We start from the raw sequence: 22,055 nt of genomic DNA, 5'->3' as shown, positions 1-22,055 counted from the left end.
CAAATGATGGCGATGCTATCATTCGCATGATTGCACTGCAATCAAAGATTCCGGACGGCGATCAGGATGCCGATGAAGGTCGCGGCGATGATCCAGAGCGCCACGGTGCGCCAACGGTTCTTGCGGCCTTCGCTGCGGCCCATCGCCGCGATGCTCTCCGGCGACAGCCGGATGCCCTCCCGGGTCATGGTCTCCAGCTGTTCGAGCACCGTAATCGAGCGCGCGGCGATATCAGGCAGGCGCATCAGGATGCGCGCGAGATCGCCGGTGCCGGAGATCGCGCCCTGGACCCGGCCGATCGGACCGAGATTGCGCTCGATCCATTCCCGCACCACGGGGTCGGCGACCTTCCAGATGTCGAGCTTGGGATCGAAGCCGCGTGCCACGCCCTCGACCACCACCATTGTTTTCTGGAGCAGGATCAGCTCGGGCCGCGTGGTCATGTCGAACAGGCCGGTGACCTCGAGCAGCAGCGTCAGCAGCCGCGCCATCGAGATCTCTTCCGCCGTGCGGTTATGAATGGGCTCGCCGATGGCGCGGATCGCTTGCGCGAAGTTCTCGACCGAGTGATGCGCCGGGACGTAGCCTGCCTCGAAATGCACTTCCGCGACACGACGATAGTCGCGGGTGATGAAGCCGAGCAGGATTTCGGCAAGGAAGCGCCGCTCCTTCATGCCGAGCCGGCCCATGATGCCGAAATCAACCGCGACGAGGCGACCGGCGTCATCCAGGAACAGATTGCCCGGATGCATGTCGGCGTGGAAGAAGCCGTCGCGCAGCGCGTGGCGCAGGAAACTCTGAATCACCTTGCGGCCGAGATCGGGCAGGTCGACCTGCGACTCGGCCAGGCGCTTGTGATCGTTCAGCGCGATGCCGTCGATCCACTCCATCGTCAGCACGTTGTGCGTGGTGCGGTCCCAGTCCACGGTCGGTACGCGGAAATCAGGATCGTCGCGCGTGTTCTCCGCCATCTCCGACAGCGCCGCGGCCTCGAGGCGCAGGTCCATCTCCATCGCGACCGAGCGCGACATGGTGTTGATGACCTCGATGAGACGCAGGCGCCGCGCTTCGGACGAATAGGACTCGGCCTTGTATGCGACGAAGAAGAAGTCGGAGAGGTCGCGGCGGAAGCGTGCGGCCACGTTGGGGCGCAGCACTTTCACGGCGACTGCCTTGCGGATGCCATCGCGCAAGACTTCGCCGCGATGCACCTGTGCGATCGAGGCCGCTGCGACCGGCGCACTGAGGCTCGCGAATACGTCCGTCAGCGGACGCTCCAGCGACGTCGCGATCACGGCTTCCGCTTCGACTTGCGAAAACGGCGGCAGGCGATCCTGCAGGCTTTCCAGATCACGCGCCATGGCAACGCCGACCACATCGGGGCGCGTCGCCAGAAATTGCCCGAGCTTGAGATAGGCCGGGCCCATCCGGGTCAGCGCGCGCGACAGCCGAGGCCCGTCCTTAGGGCCGCCCCGTTCGACGATGCGCGCAAGCTTCAGCGCGAGCTGTCCGGGCGGCGGCACCAGGCTGGGATCGACGGCGCCGAACACGCCCTCGCGCGCGAATACGAACGCGGCGCGCATCAGGCGCGCACTATGGGTTATGGCAGAGATCACAAACGCCAGCCCGAATGCAGTGCGACGATGCCGCCGGACAATATCTGCCAGTTCACGCGGGCGAAGCCGGCATTACGGATCATATCGGCGAAGGCGTTGGGTCTTGGGAACTTGCGGATCGACTCGACCAAATATTGGTAGGACTCGGCGTCACCCGTGATCATGCGGCCGAGCGGCGGGATGACCTTGAACGAGAACAGGTCATAAAGACGATCGAGTCCGGGCATCTCGACGGTGGAGAATTCCAGACAGAGGAAGCGGCTGCCTGGCTTGAGCACGCGATAGGCCTCGGCCAGCGCGAGATCGATCCGAGGCACGTTGCGAATGCCGAAAGCGATCGTATATGCGTCGAAGCTGCGGTCGGCGAAGGCGAGCGCTTCCGCATTGCCCTCGACGAAATCGACCTGGGTCTTGAGATGCCGCTTTGCGGCGCGCTCGCGGCCTACCTCCAGCATCCCGGAATTGATGTCGCAGACGGTGGCATGGAAGCCGGGGCCTGCGGCCTTGGCGGCGCGGAACGAGATGTCGCCGGTGCCGCCGGCAACGTCGAGCAGCGCGAACCGCCGGTCGCCTCGCGGCGGGTCGAGCGCGGTGATCATGATGTCCTTCCAGACCCGATGCAGGCCACCGGACATCAAATCGTTCATCAAATCATAGCGCGACGCCACGCTGTGAAACACATCGTTCACCAGCGTCTGCTTGTCGCCCAGGGGGACGTCCCTGAAGCCAAAATGCGTGGTTTCGCCCGGCCGATCCATTACTCTACTCCACGAGGCGGACCATAGCGCGCCCGCCGCAATGGCGCTATCACACCGCCCTCATAAGGTGAATGCCTGACCATGCCCGAATTGCCCGAAGTCGAGACCGTCCGCCGCGGCCTTCAGCCTGTCATGGAGGGTGCGAAAATCCTGGTCGCGGAGACCCGCAGGCCCGATTTGCGCTTTCCTTTCCAGCCGGATTTCGTGGCCCGACTGAAGGGGCAGGTCGTCACGGGGCTCGGCCGCCGTGCAAAATATCTCATGGCCGATCTCGCCTCCGGCGACGTGCTGTTGATGCATCTGGGCATGTCGGGTTCGTTTCGCGTCATCAAGCCGGACAACGAGGCTCAGCCGGGCGAGTTTCACTATCCGCGAGCCAAGGACTCCGCGCACGATCACGTGCTGTTTCGGATGTCCTCCGGCGCCGACATCATCTTCAACGATCCGCGCCGCTTCGGTTACATGAAAGTGATCGCGCGCAGCGCGCTCGACGAGGAGCCGCTGCTGCGCGGGCTCGGGCCCGAGCCGCTTGGCAACGAATTTGACGCCGCGATGCTGGCGCGATCCTGCGCCGGCAAGACCACGAGCCTGAAAGCCGCGCTGCTCGATCAGCGCGTGGTCGCCGGGCTCGGCAATATCTATGTCTGCGAAGCCCTGCATCGCTCGCATCTGTCGCCGCGCCGGATCGCCGCGACGTTGTCGACCAAGGCCGGACAACGCAAGGGCGTTGCCGGGGGCGAGCCGACCGACCATGCAAAGCGACTGGTCGGCGCGATCCACACCGTGCTGAACGACGCCATCAAAGCCGGCGGCTCCAGCTTGCGCGACCATCGCCAGACCTCGGGTGAGCTCGGCTATTTCCAGCACTCCTTCAAGGTCTACGACCGTGAAGGCGAGAAATGCACCACGCCGCGCTGCGGCGGCACCGTGAAGCGTTTTACGCAGAACGGCCGATCGACGTTCTGGTGTCCGAAATGTCAGAAGTGAGCGTCATTGCGAGGAGCCCTTGCGACGAAGCAACCCAGAATTCCTCTGCGGAAAGATTCTGGATTGCTTCGCTACGCTCGCAATGACGGCGGGGATAGCGCCTTCACAAAAAAACGCGAAGCGAAGCAATCCGGCCGGGCTGGTGGCCGGATTGCTTCGTCGCTAAGGCCCTTCCGGATGGTGAAGGGCCGGCTGCCATCCGAGCGATCGCCCCGCTCAGGACGCCAGTGTCGTGGTTTCATCGGCGGCCAGCTCGGCGGCGACGTGCAACATTCCGTCCGCGGCCGCGATAACCTGGTCGATCAAGACATTGGTGGCGGCGAGCTCGAGCCGGGTCTCGATCCAGTGCCAGAGGCCGCGAATCTCATCTGCCGACTTGCCGTTCGGCGCGAATTCGCTCACCGCAAGGCCGCTGGCGAGCGAGTCCTGATGGTCGTTGCGCATCACGATCAGGGGACGCGCGAGCACCTCGGCGAGATCAAGCGCTGCTTCCTCGGCGAGCGTGTTGGCGGCGTTGTCGATGCGCTGGCCGCGGATCGGGGTTTGGTTCAGCACGAAGCTGTAAGGCCGCTTCCAGGCGCGCGCGACGCTCAGCGTCGAAACGGTCGCTTCGATGTCGGCGACGCTCGGGCGTGCCGGGATCAGGCAGAGGTCGGAATGGCGGATCGCGGCGGTGGTCGCGGCGCTGAGGCCGGCGGCGGTATCGACGATCGCAATCTGGAGACCGCCGTCGGCGAGCATCTTCAGGCGCGGCTCGATATCGGCGGCGTGATAGATCGGCTCGACGACGAGATCATCGGTGGTGCGGCGGCGCTGCCAGTTCGACAGTGTGCCCTGCGGGTCGGTTTCGATCAGACGAACGGTGAAGCCAGCCTGCTTGGCTGCCAGCGCGAGGCCGATGGCGAGCGTGCTCTTGCCGCTGCCACCCTTTTGGGTGGCCAGCGCGATCGTGTGCATTGAAGATCAATCCTTTGGAGTGCTTGGGTCTCGGGAAACGCCACGCGAACGTGCATCGATCTCGATGCTGAGCTCTTCTCGCTCAGGACGTGCCGGCCCGATCCAAAGGGGATCGCTGAGGTCCGAATCAGCAGTCACGATGATGGCGGAATCGGGAATGCCAACGAATCCGTACCATTACTGGACCCGTACTCGTACGTGTGCTGTGCTTGCAGCCGTGAATAATAAGGACAAGCGGCATGGGCGGAAACTGGCGCGACCGGACGGCGACGAATTTCGAATGCCAGAAGATGCCCGCGGTATCGAGCCGCGGCATGGTGGTCAGCAACCATCCACTGGCCTCCAGCGCCGGCGCGGAGATGCTGGCCGCCGGCGGCAACGCCATCGACGCCGCGATAGCGACCCTGTTCACGCTGACCGTGGTCGAGCCGATGATGGTGGGCATCATCGGCGGTGGCATGGCGCACATCCGGCTCGCCGACGGCAGCCACCGTTTCATCGACGGACAGAGCACCGTGCCCGCGGCGGTGCTTGACACCAGCTACACCCCCACGCCGGGTTCCGCGCATGATGTGTTCGACACCGTCGGCAATGAAAATCTCAACGGACCAAAGGCGGTCGCCACGCCGGGCTCGCTGAAAGCCTGGTGCGAGACGCTGCGCCGCTTCGGCACCATGAGCCTTGCCGACGTCATGCAGCCCGCGATCAAGCACGCCGCGCGCGGCTATGCGACGACACCCTATCTGCACGAATGCATCACCGAGAGCGCCGCCGAGATGCGCAAGGACAAGCCGATCGCGGCGATCTATCTGCCAGACGGCGAGCCGCTCAAGGTCGGCGAGCGCGTGGTACAGGCCGAGTATGCCGAGACGTTGCGGCATATCGCCGACCACGGCGAAAAGGCGCTCTATGAGGGGCCGCTTGGCGATATCCTGGTCGACTATATGGAAAAGGCCGGCGGCTTTATCCGGCGCAACGATCTCACCAGCTACAAGACTGTTGAACGGCAGCCGATCCGCGCCGATTACCGCGGCTGGACTATCTTTGGCCCGCCGCCGCCTGCGGCTTCCGGCGTGCACATCGCGCAGATGCTGAACATTCTGGAGGGCTACGACATCGAGGGCCTCGGCTTCGGCACGCCCGAGACCATCCACTATCTCGCCGAAGTCCTGAAGATCGCATTCGCCGATCGCGCTGCGGCAAGCGGTGATCCTGATTATGTCGGCGTCCCCGTGGAGCGGCTGACCTCGAAGGCCTATGCCGAGGAGCGCCGCGCTGCGATCGATCCGGCACGGGCGCAGAGCTGGGGCGCCGGCGTGTCGCAGCTTGAAGGCGCTCACACCACGCACATGACGGCGGCGGATGCGTTCGGCAACGTGGTTGCGACCACGCAGACCATCAACAATCTGTTCGGCGCCAAGATCATGATCCCGGGCCTGGGCGCCATCGCCAACAACTACATGAACCTGTTCGATCCGCGTCCAGGCCACGCCCTGTCGCTGGCGCCGGGCAAGCGGGTGACGACCTCGATGTCGCCGATGATGGCACTCCGTGATGGAAAGTTGCGCTATGCGCTCGGCTTGCCCGGCGGAAAACGAATCTTCCCGAGCGCGATGCAGGCGCTGCTCAATCTGATCGACCACGGTATGAGCTTGCAGGAAGCAGTCGAGGCGCCGCGGGTCTGGACCGAAGGCAATGCGCTTGAGGTCGAGCAGAAGGTGCCGGAGAGCGTGCGCGCGAAGCTCGCGGAGCTCGGCCACAAGGTGCAGCCTGTCGCGGCAGTCGCCGGCGGCATGAATGGTATCGCCTTCCACGACGACGGCACCATGAGTGGCGCCGCTTGCTGGCGTGCGGACGGCACGCCGGTCGGGATCTCGGGTGGTCTTGCGAAGGCCGGGATCAGGTTCAGGCTGAGCTAGGTCTCATGCCCCGGACGCAGCGCAGCGCTTCTTCAGCGGCGCGCATTTCATGCCGCACCGCGCCCGGGACACGAGAGCTACTTGCGCACGCAGATCACGCGCACGACAGCGGCTTTCGCATCTGTGGACGTTCCGTTCGCCGCGACACCGTTCGCCTTCAGGAAATCGCGCACCGTCTCCGCGGAGACCATCACCGCCTGCGACGCCGGCACCGACGTCGCGGGGCCCGCAACCATCGCCGGCTTCAACAGTGCGATGCCGGCGAACTTGCCGTCGCCGTCGATGGCGGGGCTGCCGGACAAGCCGACAGACGGTGGCGGTGAGAGTGGGGAATCGCCACCACCGACGGATGCCAGCGTAGCCTTGAGGCTCGACACACCCGCGGCTCCGCCCTGGCTCTGCGGATCCGCGATACCGATGACATCGACACTCGTCTTCGCCGCGCCGGCGGCGAGGCTGAGGGGCTGCAGGCCGCGGGCGCCGTAAATATGCAGCAGCGCGAGATCGTGTTCCCGGTCCTCCGCGAGACGGTCGGCGCTGCCATAGCCGGCGATCGTGATCGCGAGGCAGCTATCAGTGACGAGGCGGTCCGTGAGGATCGCGCCATCGTCGCTGACGACAATGCCGGTGCCATATTCGACGGTCTTGCGTGGCGGCGGCCCCGCCTGTGGCCCCGACGGAAACGCGTTGAAGGCGCTCGACATCGCGATCACGACCGGCTCGACCGTGTTCTCGGTCGCCTGATCGTAGAGGATCGTCATGATGCGGACCTCGTCACCCCTGGAGGTGCCGCGCAAATAGAATTTCTTCAGGCCCTGCAGACCCGACAGCACGAAGAAGTCGGGCTTTACCACGGTGTAGTCGACCTTGCGACCCGGCTCTTTCTTCTCCGCTTCGGCAAGCTTGGCTGTGGTCGGGTTCGCCTCCTTGCGGCGGCTGAGCAGAACCTGCACCGTGCCAGTGGGCGAGGTCCATTTCGAGCCGCTGGCGTCGGTCGCCTGCTGCGGCACCAGCTTTGAGGGAATGCCGAGCCGCGCGCCGCTGGTCATTTCCGTCACGATCTTCCAGCCGACGCTGTCCTGTTTGCGGCGCGCGGTCTCGGCGAGCGCTGCGCGTTCCTGCGGATTGAGCACGCCGGTCGCCTTGCCGCCCTTGGCCTTCTGATACTCCTTGATGGCCTCGACCAGGCGCGCGCTGACGTCGCCGGTGATGGCGCCGTTATACTGGCCGACCCAGGCGAGGTCGGACTGCAGCGACAGCCGCTCCGCCTGCGCCATGGCATCGGCCGTCGCAGCCGGCGTCTGCAATGCAGGAGGCCGGATCGGAACGGTCTGGACCGGCTTCGGCTTGGTGCCGGGAAGCTGCGGTGTCGTCATCTGGGCGTTCGCGCCTGTCGCAGCCGCAAACATCAGTGTTGCCGCAAGCATCGATCTCATGACAAATCCAGCCCGCCCATTGAACGCAATGCCATTGAAGCACATCTCGTTGGTCGCGAACAATGTTGCGGTGGTTCAGACCGGCAGGAGAGGTCTAGCTCCTCATCCTGAGGAGCCGCGTAAGCGGCGTCTCGAAGGATGAAGGCCGTGCAGCCGCAGCGGGGCCTGCATGGTTCGAGACGGCGCTTCGCGCCTCCTCACCATGAGGAGAGGATCTGGAAGGATAACGATGCTGAGCCCGGACGAACTCGAACGTTATGCCCGCCATATCGTGCTGCGCGATGTCGGTGGCCCCGGCCAGGCTGCGCTGAAGCGGGCCTCCGTGCTGGTGATCGGCGCCGGCGGGCTCGGTGCGCCCGCTTTGATGTATCTGGCGGCCGCCGGCATCGGTACGCTCGGCGTGGTCGATGACGACGTGGTGTCGCTGTCGAACCTCCAGCGCCAGGTCATTCACACCACGCCCGATATCGGCCGGCACAAGGTCGAGAGCGCGGCCGAACGGATCTCGGCGCTCAACCCGCATGTCCGCTTCGTCGGTCACGCCACCTGGCTCAATGCCCACAATGCGCTGTCGCTGATCGGGGACTATGACCTCGTGCTCGACGGCTCCGACAATTTCTCGACCCGCTATCTGGCCTCGGACGCCTGCTTCTTCGCCAAGAGGCCGCTGATCACGGCGGCGCTCGGCACCTTCGATGGCTCGCTGACCACCATCCGCGCGCATGAGACAAACGAGCAGGGCGAATTCAATCCGACCTATCGCTGCCTATTCCCGGAAGCGCCGCCGCCCGGGACCGTGCCGGCGTGCGCGGAAGCCGGCGTCATGGGCGCGCTCGCGGGCGTGATGGGCTCGATGATGGCGCTGGAGGCGATCCGCGAGATCGTCGGCTTTGGCGACGGCCTCGTCGGCCGCCTCCTGATGATCGATGCGCGCGCGATGCGCTTCGAGACGCTGCGTTACGCGCGCGATCCCGCCAATCCGCTCAATGGCGATGGGCCTGTGATCACCGATCTCAGCGCCCATCGCACTTGATTGCAGACGTTATGCTGTGGCCGGCTTCTCGCTGTCGAGATGCGCCATCTGCTCAGCGGCGTAACGCGTGCCGGCAGCGACATCGGGCGGGAAGGCCGTTGCCAGCACGGCGAGATGAGCCGGCGTCAGCGTGACCTTGGCCGCGCCGAGTGCTTCGGTGAGGCGGTTGCGGGTGCGGGCGCCGACCAGCGGCACGATCTGCTTGCCTTGCGCCGCCACCCAGGCGATCGCGACCTGTGCCGGCGTCGCGCCAATCTCAGCGGAGATGGCGCGCAGCTGCTCCACCAATGCGAGATTGGCATCGAGATTCGATCCCTGGAAGCGCGGCGTCATCAGCCGGTAGTCCTTGCCTGTCTTGCCGGAGTCCTTCGACCAATGGCCGCTGATGAGGCCGCGCGCCAACACGCCGTAAGCCGTGATGCCGATGCCGAGCTCGCGGCAGGTCGTCAGGATGTCGCGTTCGATGCCACGCTCGATCAGCGAATATTCGATCTGGAGATCGGCGATCGGGTGCACGGCATGCGCGCGGCGGATGGTGGCGGAGCCGACCTCGGACAGGCCGATATGTTTGATGTAGCCGGCCTTCACGAGATCGGCGATGCCGCCGATGGTCTCCTCGATCGGAATGTTGGGATCGAGCCGCGCCGGACGGTAGACGTCGATGTAGTCGGTGCCGAGCCGCTGCAGCGAATAGGCTAGGAAGTTCCTCGTTGCGGCCGGCCTCGTGTCCATGCCGGTGAATTCGCCGGCAGGACCGCGCAGCGCACCGAACTTGACACTGATCTGCACCTTGTCGCGCGGCACCTCCTTGAGCGCTTCGCGCACCAGCATTTCATTGTGGCCCATGGCGTAGAAATCGCCGGTGTCGACCAGGGTAATGCCGGCATCCAGTGCGGCGTGGATCGTGGCGATGCTCTCGCCGCGATCGGCGGGGCCGTAGACCTCGGACATGCCCATGCACCCGAGACCGAGAGCGGAGACGGTGGGACCGGTCGAACCGAGTTTGCGCTGTTCCATGATGGCTCTCCTCGAAAAGGCGCTGACTGCGCCGCGTGACGAGGCCTGATATGCGCTTGATCGATTGCGCCGATAAGCTGGACAATCGAGAATGGCTTGTTCACATTGGCGAACAATGGCTGAGCCCGACCTGCGTGATCTCGACGTCTTCATGGCGGTCGCCCGCACCCGCAATTTCCGGCGCGCGGCGATCGATATTCGCGTGTCGGTGTCGAGCCTTAGCCAGCGATTGCGGGACCTGGAGGAGCGCCTCGGCGTCCGCCTGATGAACCGCACCACCCGCAGCGTCGCCCTGACCGAGGCGGGCGATCTGCTGCTGTCGCGCTTGGCGCCGGCGCTGCGCGATGTCGGCGATGCCCTCGATCAGGTCCGGGGCCTGCGCGAAGTGGCCTCGGGCCTGCTGCGCATCAACGCACCGCCGCCCGCGGTCGATCTCGTGCTGGCCCCCATGATCGGGCCGTTCCTTAAGGCCTATCCGCAGGTCGACCTCGAGATCGTTTCCGAGAGCGGGTTCGTCGATATCGTCAGCGCGGGCTTCGATGCCGGCGTACGTTATGGCGAGCATCTCGCGCAGGACATGGTCGCGATCTCGCTCAGCGGTCCGCAGAGCTATGTCGTGGTCGCTTCGCCCGATTACCTCGCGCGCCGCGGCAAGCCTGAGCATCCGAAGGATCTGCTCGACCACGATTGCATCCGCGCCCGCTACTCCAGCGGTGTCATGCACGATTGGGAGTTCGAGAAGGCCGGCCAGCTGGTGAAGGTCGATCCGCCGGCAAAGCTGATCTCGACCAACATGGGCCTTTCCATGCGCGCCGCGCTCGACGGCGCCGGCATCTGGGCGACGCTTGATGGTTATGTCGGCGAAGCCCTGAAGTCCGGCGCGCTCGTCAGTCTGATTCAGGATTGGTGCGAGCCGTTTCCCGGGCCGTTCCTGTACTATCCAAGCCGGCGACAAACGCCGCCGGCGCTGCGGGCCTTTATCGATTTCGTTGCCGACTAGCGCAAGCGCGAAACACGCAGCAAATAGACCTCACAGCATGCTCGGCAGCACGCGATCCGGCGGCTTGTGCGCATCGAGGAAGGTTCGGATGTTGATGATCACCTTCTCGCCCATCTCGACGCGGCCCTCGATCGTGGCCGAGCCCATATGCGGCAGCAACGTCACCTTGCCGGCCTTGGCGAGCCGCACCAGCTTCGGGTTCACCGCGGGCTCGTGCTCATAGACATCGAGGCCGGCGCCGCCGATCTCGCCGCCTTCGATCAGCTTGATCAGCGTGTCTTCGTCGGTGACCCCGCCGCGCGCGGTGTTGACGATGTAGGCGTCCTTGCGAATAAGCTTCAGCCGGCGCGCCGACAGCAGATGGTAGGTCGCCGGCGTGTGCGGACAGTTCACCGAGATGATGTCCATCCGTGCCAGCATCTGGTCGAGGCTTTCCCAATAGGTCGCGCCCAGCTCTTCGGCGATCTTCGGCGCCACCGGCCGACGATTGTGGTAGTGGATCTGCAAGCCGAAGGCGCGGGCGCGGCGTGCGACCGCCTGGCCGATGCGGCCCATGCCGATGATGCCAAGGCGCTTTCCGCCGATGCGATGGCCGAGCATCCAGGTCGGCGACCAGCCCGGCCAGGGTTTTCCTTCCGTCAGGATCGAGGCGCCTTCGATCATCCGCCTGGGCACGGCGAGGATCAGCGCCATGGTCATGTCGGCGGTGTCTTCGGTCAGAACTTTCGGCGTGTTGGTGACGGTGATGCCGCGGGCATGCGCGGCCTCGACATCGATGTTGTCGACGCCGTTGCCGAAATTCGCGATCAGTTTCAACCTGCAGTCGGGCTGGTTGACGATGTCGGCGGAGATGTGGTCGGTCACGGTTGGGACCAGCACGTCGGCGGTACGGGCGGCTTCCGCGATCTGCTCGGGCGACATCGGCGTGTCGTCGAGATTGATCCGCGCGTCGAACAGCTCGCGCATCCGGGTCTCGATCGAGTCCGGAAGCTTGCGCGTCACCACGACGAGGGGCTTTTTCTTCACCGACATGTCCTGCCCTCATGAGGCGTTGCGAGCCGCCTCTGTCGCCAAAGGCCGGCCGTTGAGGCCTCATTAACCCGGTTGTTCGACACTGCGCTTGCCGTGTCGTCCCCGGCGTTTCCTTCAAGCTCTCCCGACATTTCCGGCCGGAAAATCGGGACAAACCGGTTGTTCAGATGTCCGTCCTCTCTAGCAGAAGGCCGGGCCAAGACAAGAACCACGGGTAAAGGGCTCGGGAACACCCGCGTGGGGCGGGGTCAGGGGCGACAGCGGCCTGGTTTGGGAATTTAGGGCGAGGGACCGGCTCGGCCGGACCTTCGACAGGAGACGGGTTGATGGCGTTGGGGCGTTTTTGTTCGGTGATGGCGCTCGTTTGCACCTGGTTGAGCGCTTCGGTCAGTCCCGGGCATTCGGCAAAGGACAACACCCCTCAGACGGCCTCAGGCCTCCCGGTGCCGCGCTACGTCAGCCTGAAATCGGATCACGTCAACGTCCGCGCCGGCCCGACCAAGGACAACGACGTCGCCTGGGTCTACACCCGTTCCGGCCTGCCGGTCGAAATCACCGCCGAGTTCGAGAACTGGCGCCGGATCCGCGATTCCGAGGGCGCCGAGGGTTGGGTCTATCACTCGCTGCTGTCGGGCCGCCGTACTGCTGTCGTCACCATGAAGCACAAGGACGAGCTCGCGCCGATCTACGACCGCGCCGATCCCGAGAGCGCGGTTGCGGCCAGGCTCCAGGCCGGTGTCGTCACCCAGGTGAAGAAGTGCACTGCAAACTGGTGCCGCGTCAGCGGTAACGGCTTTGACGGCTGGATCCAGCAGGAGCGCCTCTGGGGCGTCTACTCGGACGAGCAGGTGAATTGATCTGGGCGGGAGCGGAACTGTTGCTCCACCGTCATGCCCGGGCATCCACGCATTTTTCGACGCCTGACCGAATAACGTGGATAGCCGGGACAAGCCCGGCCATGACGATCAAATCAGCAGTTCAGGATAGATCTCAGCGCTTCTTGCGCAACCGTACGACCATGTCGATGCGGGCGATCTCGTAACCCGCGGGCACCTCAGGCATCTTGGACAGCGCCAGATGCGGATCCTCGATGTCGACCAGCTCATGGCTGTTCTCGAGGTAGTAGTGATGGTGGGTCGTGACGTTGGTGTCGAAATAGGTCTTGGTGCCGTCGACGCTGACCTGACGCAGCAGACCGGCATCGGTGAGCTGGTTCAGCGTGTTGTAGACGGTCGCCAGCGAGACCGGCACCTTGGCCAGCGTCGCTTCCTCGTAAAGCATTTCAGCCGTGAGGTGACGTGCACCCTTGCCGAACAGGAGCCAGCCGAGCGCCATGCGCTGGCGCGTGGGGCGAAGCCCTGCGGACTGGAGCATTTCGTTGACGTCGTGCCACGGGCAGCCGGTCAACGCCGGCTGGCGGCCGGACATAAGAGCCGCCGCATGGGCCTCTTCGTCGCGATGGGGCGCGTTATTTTCGTTCATTTCCAGCTTCGGGCACGCGTGAACACTGTCGTTGCCCAACATATATGGAGAGATAGATGCAGATGCAAGTTTCTCGCAACTAGAGTGGTTCTAATCAGGCAGGGAACCGGGTGGCGGCCCGCTCATTTTACCTTCATGAGAGCGCTTTGCTACCCGAAATGGCCTGTGTTAGAGAGCCCGCGGTTCCGCTTAATCGATTTTGGCGCGACCCGGCATTGAAGCCGCTCGCTATCCATCCGGGGTCCTTCGGTATTCTCGTCTGACAATGGCAACAGATGTTGCTTTTCGAACAGGATGGGGCCCATTTTCGCCGGAAACGCCGCTCAATCGGGGTTTGAACACAAAGGCTTCCGCATGCTGAACAGGCGCAACGGTTACGAATATGAAGATCTGCTGGCATGTGCCCGCGGTGAGATGTTCGGCCCTGGCAATGCGCAATTGCCGCTGCCGCCGATGCTGATGTTCGACCGCATCACGGACATCAGCGAGACCGGCGGCGAATTCGGCAAGGGGGTGGTGCGCGCCGAGCTCGACGTGAAGCCCGACCTCTGGTTCTTCGGCTGCCACTTCAAGAACGATCCGGTGATGCCCGGCTGCCTCGGGCTCGATGCGCTGTGGCAAATGGTCGGCTTTTATCTGGGCTGGAGCGGCGGTGAAGGTCGCGGTCGCGCGCTTGGCCTGAACGAGCTGAAGTTCAGCGGCCAGGTGCTGCCGGAGGCCCGCAAGGTTGTGTACAACATCGATATCAAGCGCGTGATGCGTTCAAAGCTGGTGCTCGGTATCGCCGACGGATGGCTTTCGGTCGATGACCAGATTATCTATCGCGCAAAGGATTTGAAGGTCGGCCTGTTCAAGCAGGGCACGAGCCTGGGCTGAGCGCATCACCACGAAGACAACGATTGAGGCGAGGCTGTCATGAGGCGGGTTGTGGTCACCGGGATGGGCATTGTCTCCTCCATCGGAAACAACACCCAGGAAGTGCTCGCGAGCCTTCACGAGGCGAAGTCGGGCATTTCGCGGGCTGAGAAATATGCCGAGCTCGGCTTCCGCTCCCAGGTGCAGGGTGCGCCAACGCTCGATCCTTCGACGGTAGTCGACCGCCGCGCCATGCGTTTCCTCGGTCAGGGCGCGGCGTGGAATCACGTCGCGATGGAACAGGCGATCCAGGATTCCGGTCTTTCGCCCGACGAAATTTCCAATATTCGCACCGGCATCATCATGGGCTCCGGCGGTCCGTCGGCGCGCACCATCGTCGAAGCCGCCGACATCACCCGCACCAAGGGACCGAAGCGTGTCGGGCCGTTTGCAGTGCCGAAGGCGATGTCCTCCACGGCCTCCGCAACGCTTGCGACCTGGTTCAAGATCAAGGGCGTGAACTATTCGATCTCGTCGGCCTGCGCGACGTCGAACCATTGCGTCGGCAATGCCTATGAAACGATCCAGATCGGCAAGCAGGACGTCATCTTCGCCGGCGGCTGCGAGGAGCTGGACTGGTCGCTGTCGGTGCTGTTCGACGCCATGGGCGCGATGTCCTCGAAGTACAACGACACGCCTGCGACGGCCTCCCGTCCCTACGACGTCAACCGCGACGGCTTCGTGATTGCCGGCGGAGCCGGCGTGCTGGTGCTGGAAGAGCTCGAGCATGCCAAGGCGCGTGGCGCGCGCATTTACGGCGAGATCGTCGGCTATGGCGCGACGTCCGACGGCTACGACATGGTCGCACCATCAGGCGAGGGCGCCGAACGCTGCATGCGCATGGCGATGTCGACCGTGAAGACCAAGGTCGACTACATCAATCCGCACGCGACATCGACCCCGGCCGGCGATCCGCCGGAGATCGACGCACTCCGCAAGGTGTTCGGAAGCGGCGAGAAGTGCCCGCCGATCTCGGCGACCAAGGCGCTGACCGGTCACTCCCTGGGCGCAACCGGCGTGCAGGAAGCGATCTATTCGCTGCTGATGATGAACAATGGGTTCATCTGCGAGAGCGCCCACATCCAGGAGCTCGACCCCGTGTTCGCCGACATGCCGATCGTGCGCAAGCGCATTGACAACGTCAAAATCGGCACCGTGCTGTCGAACTCCTTCGGCTTCGGCGGCACCAACGCCACGCTGGTGTTCAGCCGGCTGGATGCGTAATTTTGGCACGCTGTCATGCCCCGCGAAGGCGGGCATCCAGCACGCCGCAACTTCTCGATTTGCAGTAATCGCCTCGAAATACTGGATCGCCTGCCCCAGTGCGCAAGTGCGCACAAGGCGGGCGATGACGCCGGAATAATGGGAGCTATCAGGCAATGGAAGGTTTAATGAAAGGCAAGCGCGGTCTGATCATGGGCATCGCCAATGATCATTCGATCGCCTGGGGCATGGCGAAGACGCTGCATGCCCACGGCGCCGAGCTTGCCTTCACCTTCCAGGGCGAGGCGCTGGGCAAGCGTGTTAAGCCGCTGGCGGAGCAGCTTGGCGTCGACATGGTGCTGCCCTGCGACGTCGAGGACATCGCCAGCGTCGACGCCACATTCACGGCCTTGCGCGAAAAGTGGGGTCGGCTGGATTTCGTGATCCACGCGATCGGCTTCGCCGACAAGAACGAGCTCAAGGGTCGCTACGCCGACACCAGCCGCGAGAATTTTTCGCGCACCATGGTGATCTCCTGCTTCTCCTTCACGGAAGTGGCAAAACGCGCCGCCGAGCTGATGACGGAGGGCGGCAGCATGATCACGCTGACCTTCGGCGCCTCGGAACGCGCGATGCCGAACTACAACGTGATGGGCGTGGCCAAGGCGGCGCTGGAAGCCTCGGTGCGCTATCTCGCCTCGGATTTCGGACCGCGCGGCATCCGCGTCAACGCGATCTCCGCCGGCCCGATCCGCACGCTCGCCGGCTCCGGCATCGGCGAGGCGCGCGCCATGTTCGCCTTCATGCAAAAACATTCGCCGCTCCGCCGGGGCGTGACGCTCGACGAGCTCGGCGGCTCGGCGCTGTATCTGTTGTCGGATCTCTCCGGCGGCGTGACCGGCGAGATCCACTATGTCGATTCCGGCTACAACACCGTCCTGATGCCGCGGCCGGACGATTTGAAGGCGCAGGATTAGCTCTCGTAGAGTGGGCAAAGGCGCGCAAGCGACGTGCCCACGATTTCTCAATAATCGAGACCAGTTCCTGCTGCGAAGGACGTGTCGATCAGCGCGCGTCGCTGTTGCGCGCCGCTCGTTGAACCCCGATCAGCAGCGGCAGCGTCTTGTCGAGGCTTTCCGTCAGCATGGCACGCACGTCGTCGCGCAGTGCGGGATTGTCGGCGGCATCTTCAGGGCGGGTTGGAAACGATTCTGCGGGTAGTTCGCGATAGGGGCCGCCGATTTGCACGCCCAGGAGCCTCTGCACCATAAGGGAATGATGCGTGTTGATCAGCGCAGAACTCTGTCTGACAACGGAGAAGTCGCGCCCATCGAAGATGCGGACAAACGCCAGGGCGTAGAGATAGATGCGACGCCCGAGCACCACCTCATGGTTGAGGATGCCGAAGCCGCGGACCGTATAGTTGGATGACCCGAAAGGGCTGATTGAATTGAGGATCTGGATGTAGTGCCGGCAATTCGTTCCTTTCACGACGTCGCGCATGTATTGGGCCAGCTCCGCATTGAGATCGCGGAACAACCTGTCCTTCAATGTGTCCTTGGACTCATCGCGGGGAGGAAATTTCGCCGGGTTGTAGGGGATTCTCAGAACGGACACGCCGGCAGGGATCGTGGCGCGAATCCGCGCGAAGATCAGATCATTGAGTCCCCAGCCCGGGATCGGGACGACCGTCTTCTTGTGCTGAAATACGGTCAGGCCGGTCGTCAGCACGGTGAACTCATCGCCGGTGGTGACGACGACACCGAAGTCGCACGGGCCGCCGACCACGGGAGCGGGTTTGCCCGTCGCTTCACGCCGCGTGGTCGTCTTGTTGTTGCTTTGCTTGACGGCTGATCCTGCCGTTTCCGCCCCTGGTGGTACCAATTTGGTCTGCGCCCAAGCAGATGTCGAAAAGCACCACGCGACGGCCGCAAGGACGACGAGCCGGGCCAAAACGTCAAATGCAGCCCAGCCGCAGGAAGCGGACGAGCGATAGTCTTTGTCGCGTCCCCTCGGCGAAGGCGCTTACTCGCCCTTGATATACGCGGGTAGATACCTGTCCAGCTGGGCCGTGAGCAGGCTGCGTGTGCTGTCACGCAGCAATGCACTGCTGGTCACCTGTTCAGGGGTCTTGGGAAATTCGAGATTGTTGAGGATTTGCATATTGTCGTTCTTGTTGGAGAAACTCGAAGCAATCACATCGCCGAAGCTGCGGGTAGGCGCCCGATGGATGTCGAAAGTCCGTCCGTCAAAAACGTTTATGCGGAAATAGGAAACCACGACGCCGCGCCCGGAAGGGCTCGCCCAATTCTTGTAGACCCCGAGGCCCTCGATTGATTGATTGGTGCCATCCACCGAAACGCGGGCTTTCGTGGCTACGACGTAGCGTTCGCAATTTGCAGCTCCGGCGATCTGCCGCACCAGCGCCGTCAGGTCGTCGCGGTCATTGCGGAACAGTTTCGCTTCCGGATGATAGTACGGCCTGAAGGCTCCGCTTGCGTAAGCGACCTTTCGGACAGCCGTGCCGGGAGCCGTGGCGCGAACCCTCGCGACGAACAGATCATCGATACCCCACGTCTCGATCGGCGCCTCCATATACTCGTTGCCGAACATCGTGAGGCCGACATGTTGCACCGAGAACTGGTCTCCGATCGCGGAAATGACGCCGATCTGACAGGGGCCGCTCTCCGCCGCAACTGGCTGTTGTGCAGCCGGTTTGGCCTTCGGCGCCGCCTTCTTGACTGCCTTCTTGGCTGGCGCCGCCGTCTGAGCGGGAGGCGCGGTGGTTGCGGGAGGGGTTTGCGCGGCTGCCGTGGTGAGCAGGGACAGCAACGCGATCAGCGAGACAGCAATTCGAAGCATCGATTCCGGGAGATCAGGGGGCAGGAGGACGGCGGATACGCCACAGTAAATTGGAACCGTGACAACCGCAAGCTGCACCAGGCGACCACTGCCTATCCGGCGGGTCGCTGCCGCCGCCACCGATAATACTTCATCATGAATCCGTTCGACGGCTCGACCTCTTCTTTCTCGAACACAAAGCCCTCGCGCTCGTACCAGCGCCAGGCTTTTTCGTTCTCGCGGATGCAGCGCAGAGACATCTCGTCGGGCATTTGTGTGCGCGTGAAGCCAAGCAATTGGCGGCCGAGCGATTGGCCCTGATAGGCGGGCGCGACGAACAGCATGTCGAGATAGAGTTTTGGCAAATGCAGCGCCAGCATCGCGGCGATCGTGCCGTCGTCGTCGGCGACGAACAGGCTCCAGCCGTCCTCGGTCTCGCGCCGGATCCGTGCACGCAGGTTTGCCAGCAGGAAGTCGCTCGTCTCGCCGAGGCCGGTCGAGACCCAGCTCTCCATCCAGATACGGCCGATCTCGTCGTATTCGTCCGCGCGGGCTGGGCGAATGATGGGATGCGACATCGAGGCCTCAGGTTGGCTTGCTGCGCACGGATGGACGTGCGCGCACCTTGCCCGCCGACAGGCACACCACCTCGGAGATTTGCAGGAGTTGCCGCGCCAGCGGGCTGGTCTTGCGCCAGACCATGCCGATGGTGCGCGACGGCTGCGGGTCGCGGAAGCGCGCGAGCGAGACCGAGGCCGATCGCGTCTCAACTGACACCGCCATCTCGGGGATCAACGTGACGCCGATGCCGGCGCTGACCATCTGGACCAGCGTCGACAGCGAATTGGCATCCAGCATCTCGCGTGGCGGCGCCGATTGCATGTTGCAGAATGACAGCGCCTGATCGCGGAAGCAGTGCCCCTCTTCGAGCAACAGCAGCCGCATCTCGCGCATCATCTCCCGCGACGGTGCCGGCGTTCCCTCATCCGCACTCGGCCGCACCAGCAGGAATTTTTCCTCGAACAGGGCGACCTCGGTGAGCGAGGGCTCGGACACCGGCAGCGCCACGATGGCGGTATCGAGCCGACCCTCCACCAGTTCCTGAATCAGCCGCGGCGTCATCGTCTCGCGCACGCGGATGTCGAGCTCCGGATGCATGCGCGTCAGATTCTTGGTGATCGTCGGCAGCAGATAGGGCGCGATCGTCGGAATCATGCCGATGCGCAGCCGTCCGGAGAACCGGTCCTGCGAGGCGCGGGCGAAATCGCCGAGCTCGTCGACCGAGCGCAAGATGTCGCGGACGCGCTGCGCGAGCTCCTCGCCAAATCGGGTCAGCGCCACCTGCCGGGCGCTGCGCTCCAGCAGCAGACCGCCGAGCGCCTCCTCCAGCTCCTTGATCTGCATCGACAGGGCAGGCTGCGAGATCGAGCAGGACTCAGCCGCGCGGCCGAAATGACTGTGACGGGCCAGGGCGTCGAAATACCGGAGCTGGCGCAGCGTGAGGTTTAGCATCAGAAAATCTTATCGCTGCGATCATTAAAGTCAACTTCCCCTGATCGAACGTGAAGCTTAGAGTGTTTCTATCTGGTCAAAGGCGCGAGTTCGACGCCACCAGAGGAGGTATTCATGGACGACACTTCAAAGTGCCCGTTTTCGGGTGGAAAACGTGTGCCGGCGAACCGCGATTGGTGGCCGACCCAGCTCAGCATCGAGATGCTGCACAAGAATTCCGCCAAGTCCGACCCGATGGACAAGGACTTCGACTACGCCAAGGAATTCAAGTCGCTCGACCTGAACGCGGTCATCAAGGACCTGACCGCTCTGATGACGGAATCGCAGGAATGGTGGCCCGCCGACTTCGGTCACTACGGCGGCCTCATGATCCGCATGGCCTGGCACAGCGCGGGCACCTACCGCACCACCGACGGTCGCGGTGGCGCCGGCGCCGGACAGCAGCGTTTCGCGCCGCTCAACAGCTGGCCCGATAACGCAAATCTCGACAAGGCACGCCGTCTGCTCTGGCCGATCAAGCAGAAATACGGCCGCAAGATTTCCTGGGCCGATCTGATGGTGCTGGCGGGCAACGTCGCGCTGGAGTCGATGGGCTTCAAGACCTTTGGCTTTGCCGGCGGCCGCGTCGACGTCTGGGAGCCGGAAGAGCTCTATTGGGGTCCGGAAGGCACCTGGCTGGGCGATGAGCGCTACAGCGGCGAACGCCAGCTCGCCGAGCCGCTCGGCGCGGTGCAGATGGGCCTCATCTACGTCAATCCGGAAGGCCCGAACGGCAAGCCGGATCCGATCGCCGCGGCCAAGGACATTCGCGAGACCTTTTTCCGCATGGCGATGAACGACGAGGAAACCGTCGCACTGATCGCCGGCGGCCACACCTTCGGCAAGACCCACGGCGCCGGCGATCCGTCGCTGGTCGGACCGGAGCCGGAAGCGGGCGCGCTCGAAGATCAGGGCCTCGGCTGGAAGAGCAAGCACGCGTCGGGCATTGGCGGCGATTCCATCACCAGCGGTCTCGAGGTGACCTGGACCACGACGCCGACGAAGTGGAGCAACAACTTCTTCGAGAACCTGTTCAAGTACGAATGGGAGCTGACTAAGAGCCCGGGCGGTGCGCAGCAGTGGACGGCCAAGGGCGCCGAGGCGATCATTCCCGATGCCTTCGACAAGTCCAAGAAGCATCGGCCGACGATGCTGACGACCGACCTCTCGCTGCGTATGGATCCGGCCTATGAGAAGATCTCGCGCCGCTTCCTCGAGAATCCCGATCAGTTCGCGGACGCCTTCGCCCGTGCCTGGTTCAAGCTCACCCATCGCGACATGGGTCCGGTGGTGCGCTATCTCGGTCCGCTGGTGCCGAAGGAAACCCTGATCTGGCAGGATCCGATCCCTGCTGTGAATCACGAGCTGGCCAGCGAGCAGGATATCGCCTCGCTGAAGACCAAGATCCTGGCCTCGGGTCTGTCGGTCTCGGAGCTGGTCTCGACCGCCTGGGCGTCGGCCTCGACGTTCCGCGGCTCGGACAAGCGCGGCGGCGCCAACGGCGCGCGTATCCGCCTCGCCCCGCAGAAGGATTGGGAAGTGAACGAGCCGGCTCAGCTCTCGAAGGTCCTGGGCAAGCTCGAAGCGATCCAGAAGGACTTCAACGCGTCATCCGGTGCGAAGAAGGTCTCGCTGGCGGACCTCATCGTGCTCGGCGGCACCGCCGCGGTCGAGAAGGCCGCCAAGGATGCCGGCGTCGACGTCAAGGTCGGCTTCACGCCGGGCCGCATGGATGCCTCGCAGGAGCAGACCGACGCCGCTTCGTTTGCTCCGCTGGAGCCGCGGGCCGATGGCTTCCGCAACTTCATCGGCAAGCGGCAGCAGTTCATGATGCCCGAGGAGGCTCTGGTCGATCGTGCGCAGCTGCTCCGGCTTACCGGCCCGGAGATGACGGTGCTCGTCGGCGGTCTGCGCGTGCTCGGTGCCAATGCGAACGGTTCGAAGAACGGCGTCCTCACCTCGAAGGTGGGAACGCTGAGCAACGACTTCTTCGTCAACCTGCTCGACATGAGCACGCAGTGGACGCCGGCCGGCACCGACGGCACCTATGAGGCCCGCGACCGCAAGACCAACGCGGTCAAGTGGACCGGCACGCGCGTCGACCTGATCTTCGGCGCACACTCGCAGCTTCGCGCCTACGCAGAGGTCTATGCCACGTCGGATTCCAAGGAGCAGTTCGTCAAGGACTTCGCCAAGGCCTGGACCAAGGTGATGAACCTCGATCGCTACGACATCGCGGCCTGATTCCAAAGTTCGGCAAGCGACAAACAAAAAGGGCGGCCGCGAGGCCGCCCTTCGTGTTTCTGGC

Annotated in this window: 20 protein-coding genes; 9 read left to right on the top strand and 11 right to left on the bottom strand. The window is 64.0% G+C overall.

Annotation, left to right across the window (positions count from 1 at the left end):
• Nucleotides 1-41: 41 nt before the first annotated feature.
• Entirely contained in the window at nucleotides 42-1,616 is a 1,575-nt protein-coding gene (gene ubiB, locus BcanWU425_RS00360) for a 2-polyprenylphenol 6-hydroxylase (RefSeq protein ID WP_085349892.1), read from the bottom strand.
• Nucleotides 1,613-2,374 carry a bifunctional demethylmenaquinone methyltransferase/2-methoxy-6-polyprenyl-1,4-benzoquinol methylase UbiE gene (gene ubiE, locus BcanWU425_RS00355; RefSeq protein ID WP_085362017.1) on the bottom strand — a complete coding sequence of 254 codons (762 nt, stop codon included), beginning with the start codon at nucleotides 2,372-2,374 and terminating at the stop codon, nucleotides 1,613-1,615. Before ubiE ends, ubiB begins: the two co-directional genes overlap by 4 nt.
• Nucleotides 2,375-2,455: 81 nt before the next feature.
• Between ubiE and mutM the strand changes: the two genes are divergently transcribed.
• Nucleotides 2,456-3,361 carry a bifunctional DNA-formamidopyrimidine glycosylase/DNA-(apurinic or apyrimidinic site) lyase gene (gene mutM / locus BcanWU425_RS00350; RefSeq protein ID WP_204513035.1) on the top strand — a complete coding sequence of 302 codons (906 nt, stop codon included), beginning with the start codon at nucleotides 2,456-2,458 and terminating at the stop codon, nucleotides 3,359-3,361.
• A 216-nt stretch (nucleotides 3,362-3,577) separates the two neighbouring features.
• On the opposite strand, the gene BcanWU425_RS00345 is transcribed toward mutM, so the two are convergent.
• On the bottom strand, nucleotides 3,578-4,318 hold the full coding sequence (locus tag BcanWU425_RS00345) for a ParA family protein (RefSeq protein WP_204513036.1): 741 nt from the start codon (nucleotides 4,316-4,318) through the stop codon (nucleotides 3,578-3,580).
• A gap of 239 nt (nucleotides 4,319-4,557) precedes the next feature.
• On the opposite strand from BcanWU425_RS00345, the gene ggt reads away from it, so the two are divergent.
• Nucleotides 4,558-6,237: a gamma-glutamyltransferase gene (ggt, locus tag BcanWU425_RS00340; RefSeq protein ID WP_204513037.1), complete on the top strand. Its 1,680-nt coding sequence runs from the start codon at nucleotides 4,558-4,560 to the stop codon at nucleotides 6,235-6,237.
• 77 nt (nucleotides 6,238-6,314) lie between these two features.
• Here ggt and BcanWU425_RS00335 read toward each other — a convergent pair whose 3' ends face one another.
• A complete protein-coding gene (locus tag BcanWU425_RS00335) occupies nucleotides 6,315-7,673 on the bottom strand; it encodes a serine protease (protein ID WP_204513038.1) in 1,359 nt (452 codons plus the stop codon).
• Nucleotides 7,674-7,902: 229 nt separating this feature from the next.
• Here BcanWU425_RS00335 and BcanWU425_RS00330 point away from each other — a divergent pair, with 229 nt between their 5' ends.
• Nucleotides 7,903-8,706, top strand: a complete 804-nt coding sequence (locus BcanWU425_RS00330) for a HesA/MoeB/ThiF family protein (RefSeq protein ID WP_204513039.1) — start codon at nucleotides 7,903-7,905, stop codon at nucleotides 8,704-8,706.
• Between the two features lie 9 nt (nucleotides 8,707-8,715).
• On the opposite strand, the gene BcanWU425_RS00325 is transcribed toward BcanWU425_RS00330, so the two are convergent.
• Nucleotides 8,716-9,723, bottom strand: a complete 1,008-nt coding sequence (locus tag BcanWU425_RS00325) for an aldo/keto reductase (RefSeq protein WP_018455783.1) — start codon at nucleotides 9,721-9,723, stop codon at nucleotides 8,716-8,718.
• 115 nt (nucleotides 9,724-9,838) lie between these two features.
• Between BcanWU425_RS00325 and BcanWU425_RS00320 the strand changes: the two genes are divergently transcribed.
• Nucleotides 9,839-10,723 carry a LysR family transcriptional regulator gene (locus BcanWU425_RS00320; protein WP_231189586.1) on the top strand — a complete coding sequence of 295 codons (885 nt, stop codon included), beginning with the start codon at nucleotides 9,839-9,841 and terminating at the stop codon, nucleotides 10,721-10,723.
• A 30-nt stretch (nucleotides 10,724-10,753) separates the two neighbouring features.
• On the opposite strand, the gene BcanWU425_RS00315 is transcribed toward BcanWU425_RS00320, so the two are convergent.
• Nucleotides 10,754-11,755 (bottom strand): 2-hydroxyacid dehydrogenase, encoded by a 1,002-nt coding sequence (locus BcanWU425_RS00315; RefSeq protein ID WP_018455785.1) that lies wholly within the window; start codon nucleotides 11,753-11,755, stop codon nucleotides 10,754-10,756.
• Nucleotides 11,756-12,081: 326 nt separating this feature from the next.
• On the opposite strand from BcanWU425_RS00315, the gene BcanWU425_RS00310 reads away from it, so the two are divergent.
• Nucleotides 12,082-12,612, top strand: coding sequence for an SH3 domain-containing protein (locus tag BcanWU425_RS00310; RefSeq protein WP_204513041.1), 531 nt, complete (start codon nucleotides 12,082-12,084; stop codon nucleotides 12,610-12,612).
• Nucleotides 12,613-12,745: 133 nt separating this feature from the next.
• On the opposite strand, the gene irrA is transcribed toward BcanWU425_RS00310, so the two are convergent.
• Complete coding sequence (irrA, locus tag BcanWU425_RS00305) at nucleotides 12,746-13,237, bottom strand: iron response transcriptional regulator IrrA (protein WP_018455787.1); 492 nt, start codon at nucleotides 13,235-13,237, stop codon at nucleotides 12,746-12,748.
• A gap of 354 nt (nucleotides 13,238-13,591) precedes the next feature.
• Here irrA and fabA point away from each other — a divergent pair, with 354 nt between their 5' ends.
• The 3 genes from fabA (at nucleotide 13,592) to fabI (ending at nucleotide 16,332) form a co-directional block, all read left to right on the top strand.
• Nucleotides 13,592-14,113 (top strand): bifunctional 3-hydroxydecanoyl-ACP dehydratase/trans-2-decenoyl-ACP isomerase, encoded by a 522-nt coding sequence (fabA, locus tag BcanWU425_RS00300; protein ID WP_007603915.1) that lies wholly within the window; start codon nucleotides 13,592-13,594, stop codon nucleotides 14,111-14,113.
• 39 nt (nucleotides 14,114-14,152) lie between these two features.
• Entirely contained in the window at nucleotides 14,153-15,376 is a 1,224-nt protein-coding gene (fabB, locus tag BcanWU425_RS00295; RefSeq protein WP_204513042.1) for a beta-ketoacyl-ACP synthase I, read from the top strand.
• A 155-nt stretch (nucleotides 15,377-15,531) separates the two neighbouring features.
• Nucleotides 15,532-16,332: an enoyl-ACP reductase FabI gene (gene fabI / locus BcanWU425_RS00290; RefSeq protein ID WP_026233026.1), complete on the top strand. Its 801-nt coding sequence runs from the start codon at nucleotides 15,532-15,534 to the stop codon at nucleotides 16,330-16,332.
• 88 nt (nucleotides 16,333-16,420) lie between these two features.
• Here fabI and BcanWU425_RS00285 read toward each other — a convergent pair whose 3' ends face one another.
• The 4 genes from BcanWU425_RS00285 to BcanWU425_RS00270 form a co-directional block, all read right to left on the bottom strand.
• The gene (locus BcanWU425_RS00285) at nucleotides 16,421-17,308 is read right to left on the bottom strand and encodes a hypothetical protein (RefSeq protein ID WP_231189583.1); all 888 of its coding nucleotides are present in this window, start codon (nucleotides 17,306-17,308) and stop codon (nucleotides 16,421-16,423) included.
• 72 nt (nucleotides 17,309-17,380) lie between these two features.
• On the bottom strand, nucleotides 17,381-18,337 hold the full coding sequence (locus tag BcanWU425_RS00280; protein WP_231189580.1) for a hypothetical protein: 957 nt from the start codon (nucleotides 18,335-18,337) through the stop codon (nucleotides 17,381-17,383).
• The gene (locus tag BcanWU425_RS00275; RefSeq protein ID WP_018455792.1) at nucleotides 18,310-18,774 is read right to left on the bottom strand and encodes a GNAT family N-acetyltransferase; all 465 of its coding nucleotides are present in this window, start codon (nucleotides 18,772-18,774) and stop codon (nucleotides 18,310-18,312) included. Before BcanWU425_RS00275 ends, BcanWU425_RS00280 begins: the two co-directional genes overlap by 28 nt.
• Before the next feature lie 7 nt (nucleotides 18,775-18,781).
• Complete coding sequence (locus tag BcanWU425_RS00270; protein ID WP_018455793.1) at nucleotides 18,782-19,708, bottom strand: hydrogen peroxide-inducible genes activator; 927 nt, start codon at nucleotides 19,706-19,708, stop codon at nucleotides 18,782-18,784.
• A 114-nt stretch (nucleotides 19,709-19,822) separates the two neighbouring features.
• Here BcanWU425_RS00270 and katG point away from each other — a divergent pair, with 114 nt between their 5' ends.
• Nucleotides 19,823-21,991 (top strand): catalase/peroxidase HPI, encoded by a 2,169-nt coding sequence (katG, locus tag BcanWU425_RS00265; protein WP_026233027.1) that lies wholly within the window; start codon nucleotides 19,823-19,825, stop codon nucleotides 21,989-21,991.
• The last annotated feature ends 64 nt before the right edge of the window (nucleotides 21,992-22,055 follow it).

Source organism: Bradyrhizobium sp. WU425 (assembly GCF_021052305.1).
In the GTDB taxonomy this organism is placed as follows: domain Bacteria; phylum Pseudomonadota; class Alphaproteobacteria; order Rhizobiales; family Xanthobacteraceae; genus Bradyrhizobium; species Bradyrhizobium canariense_D.
This window is presented reverse-complemented; position numbering and strand designations above follow the sequence as displayed.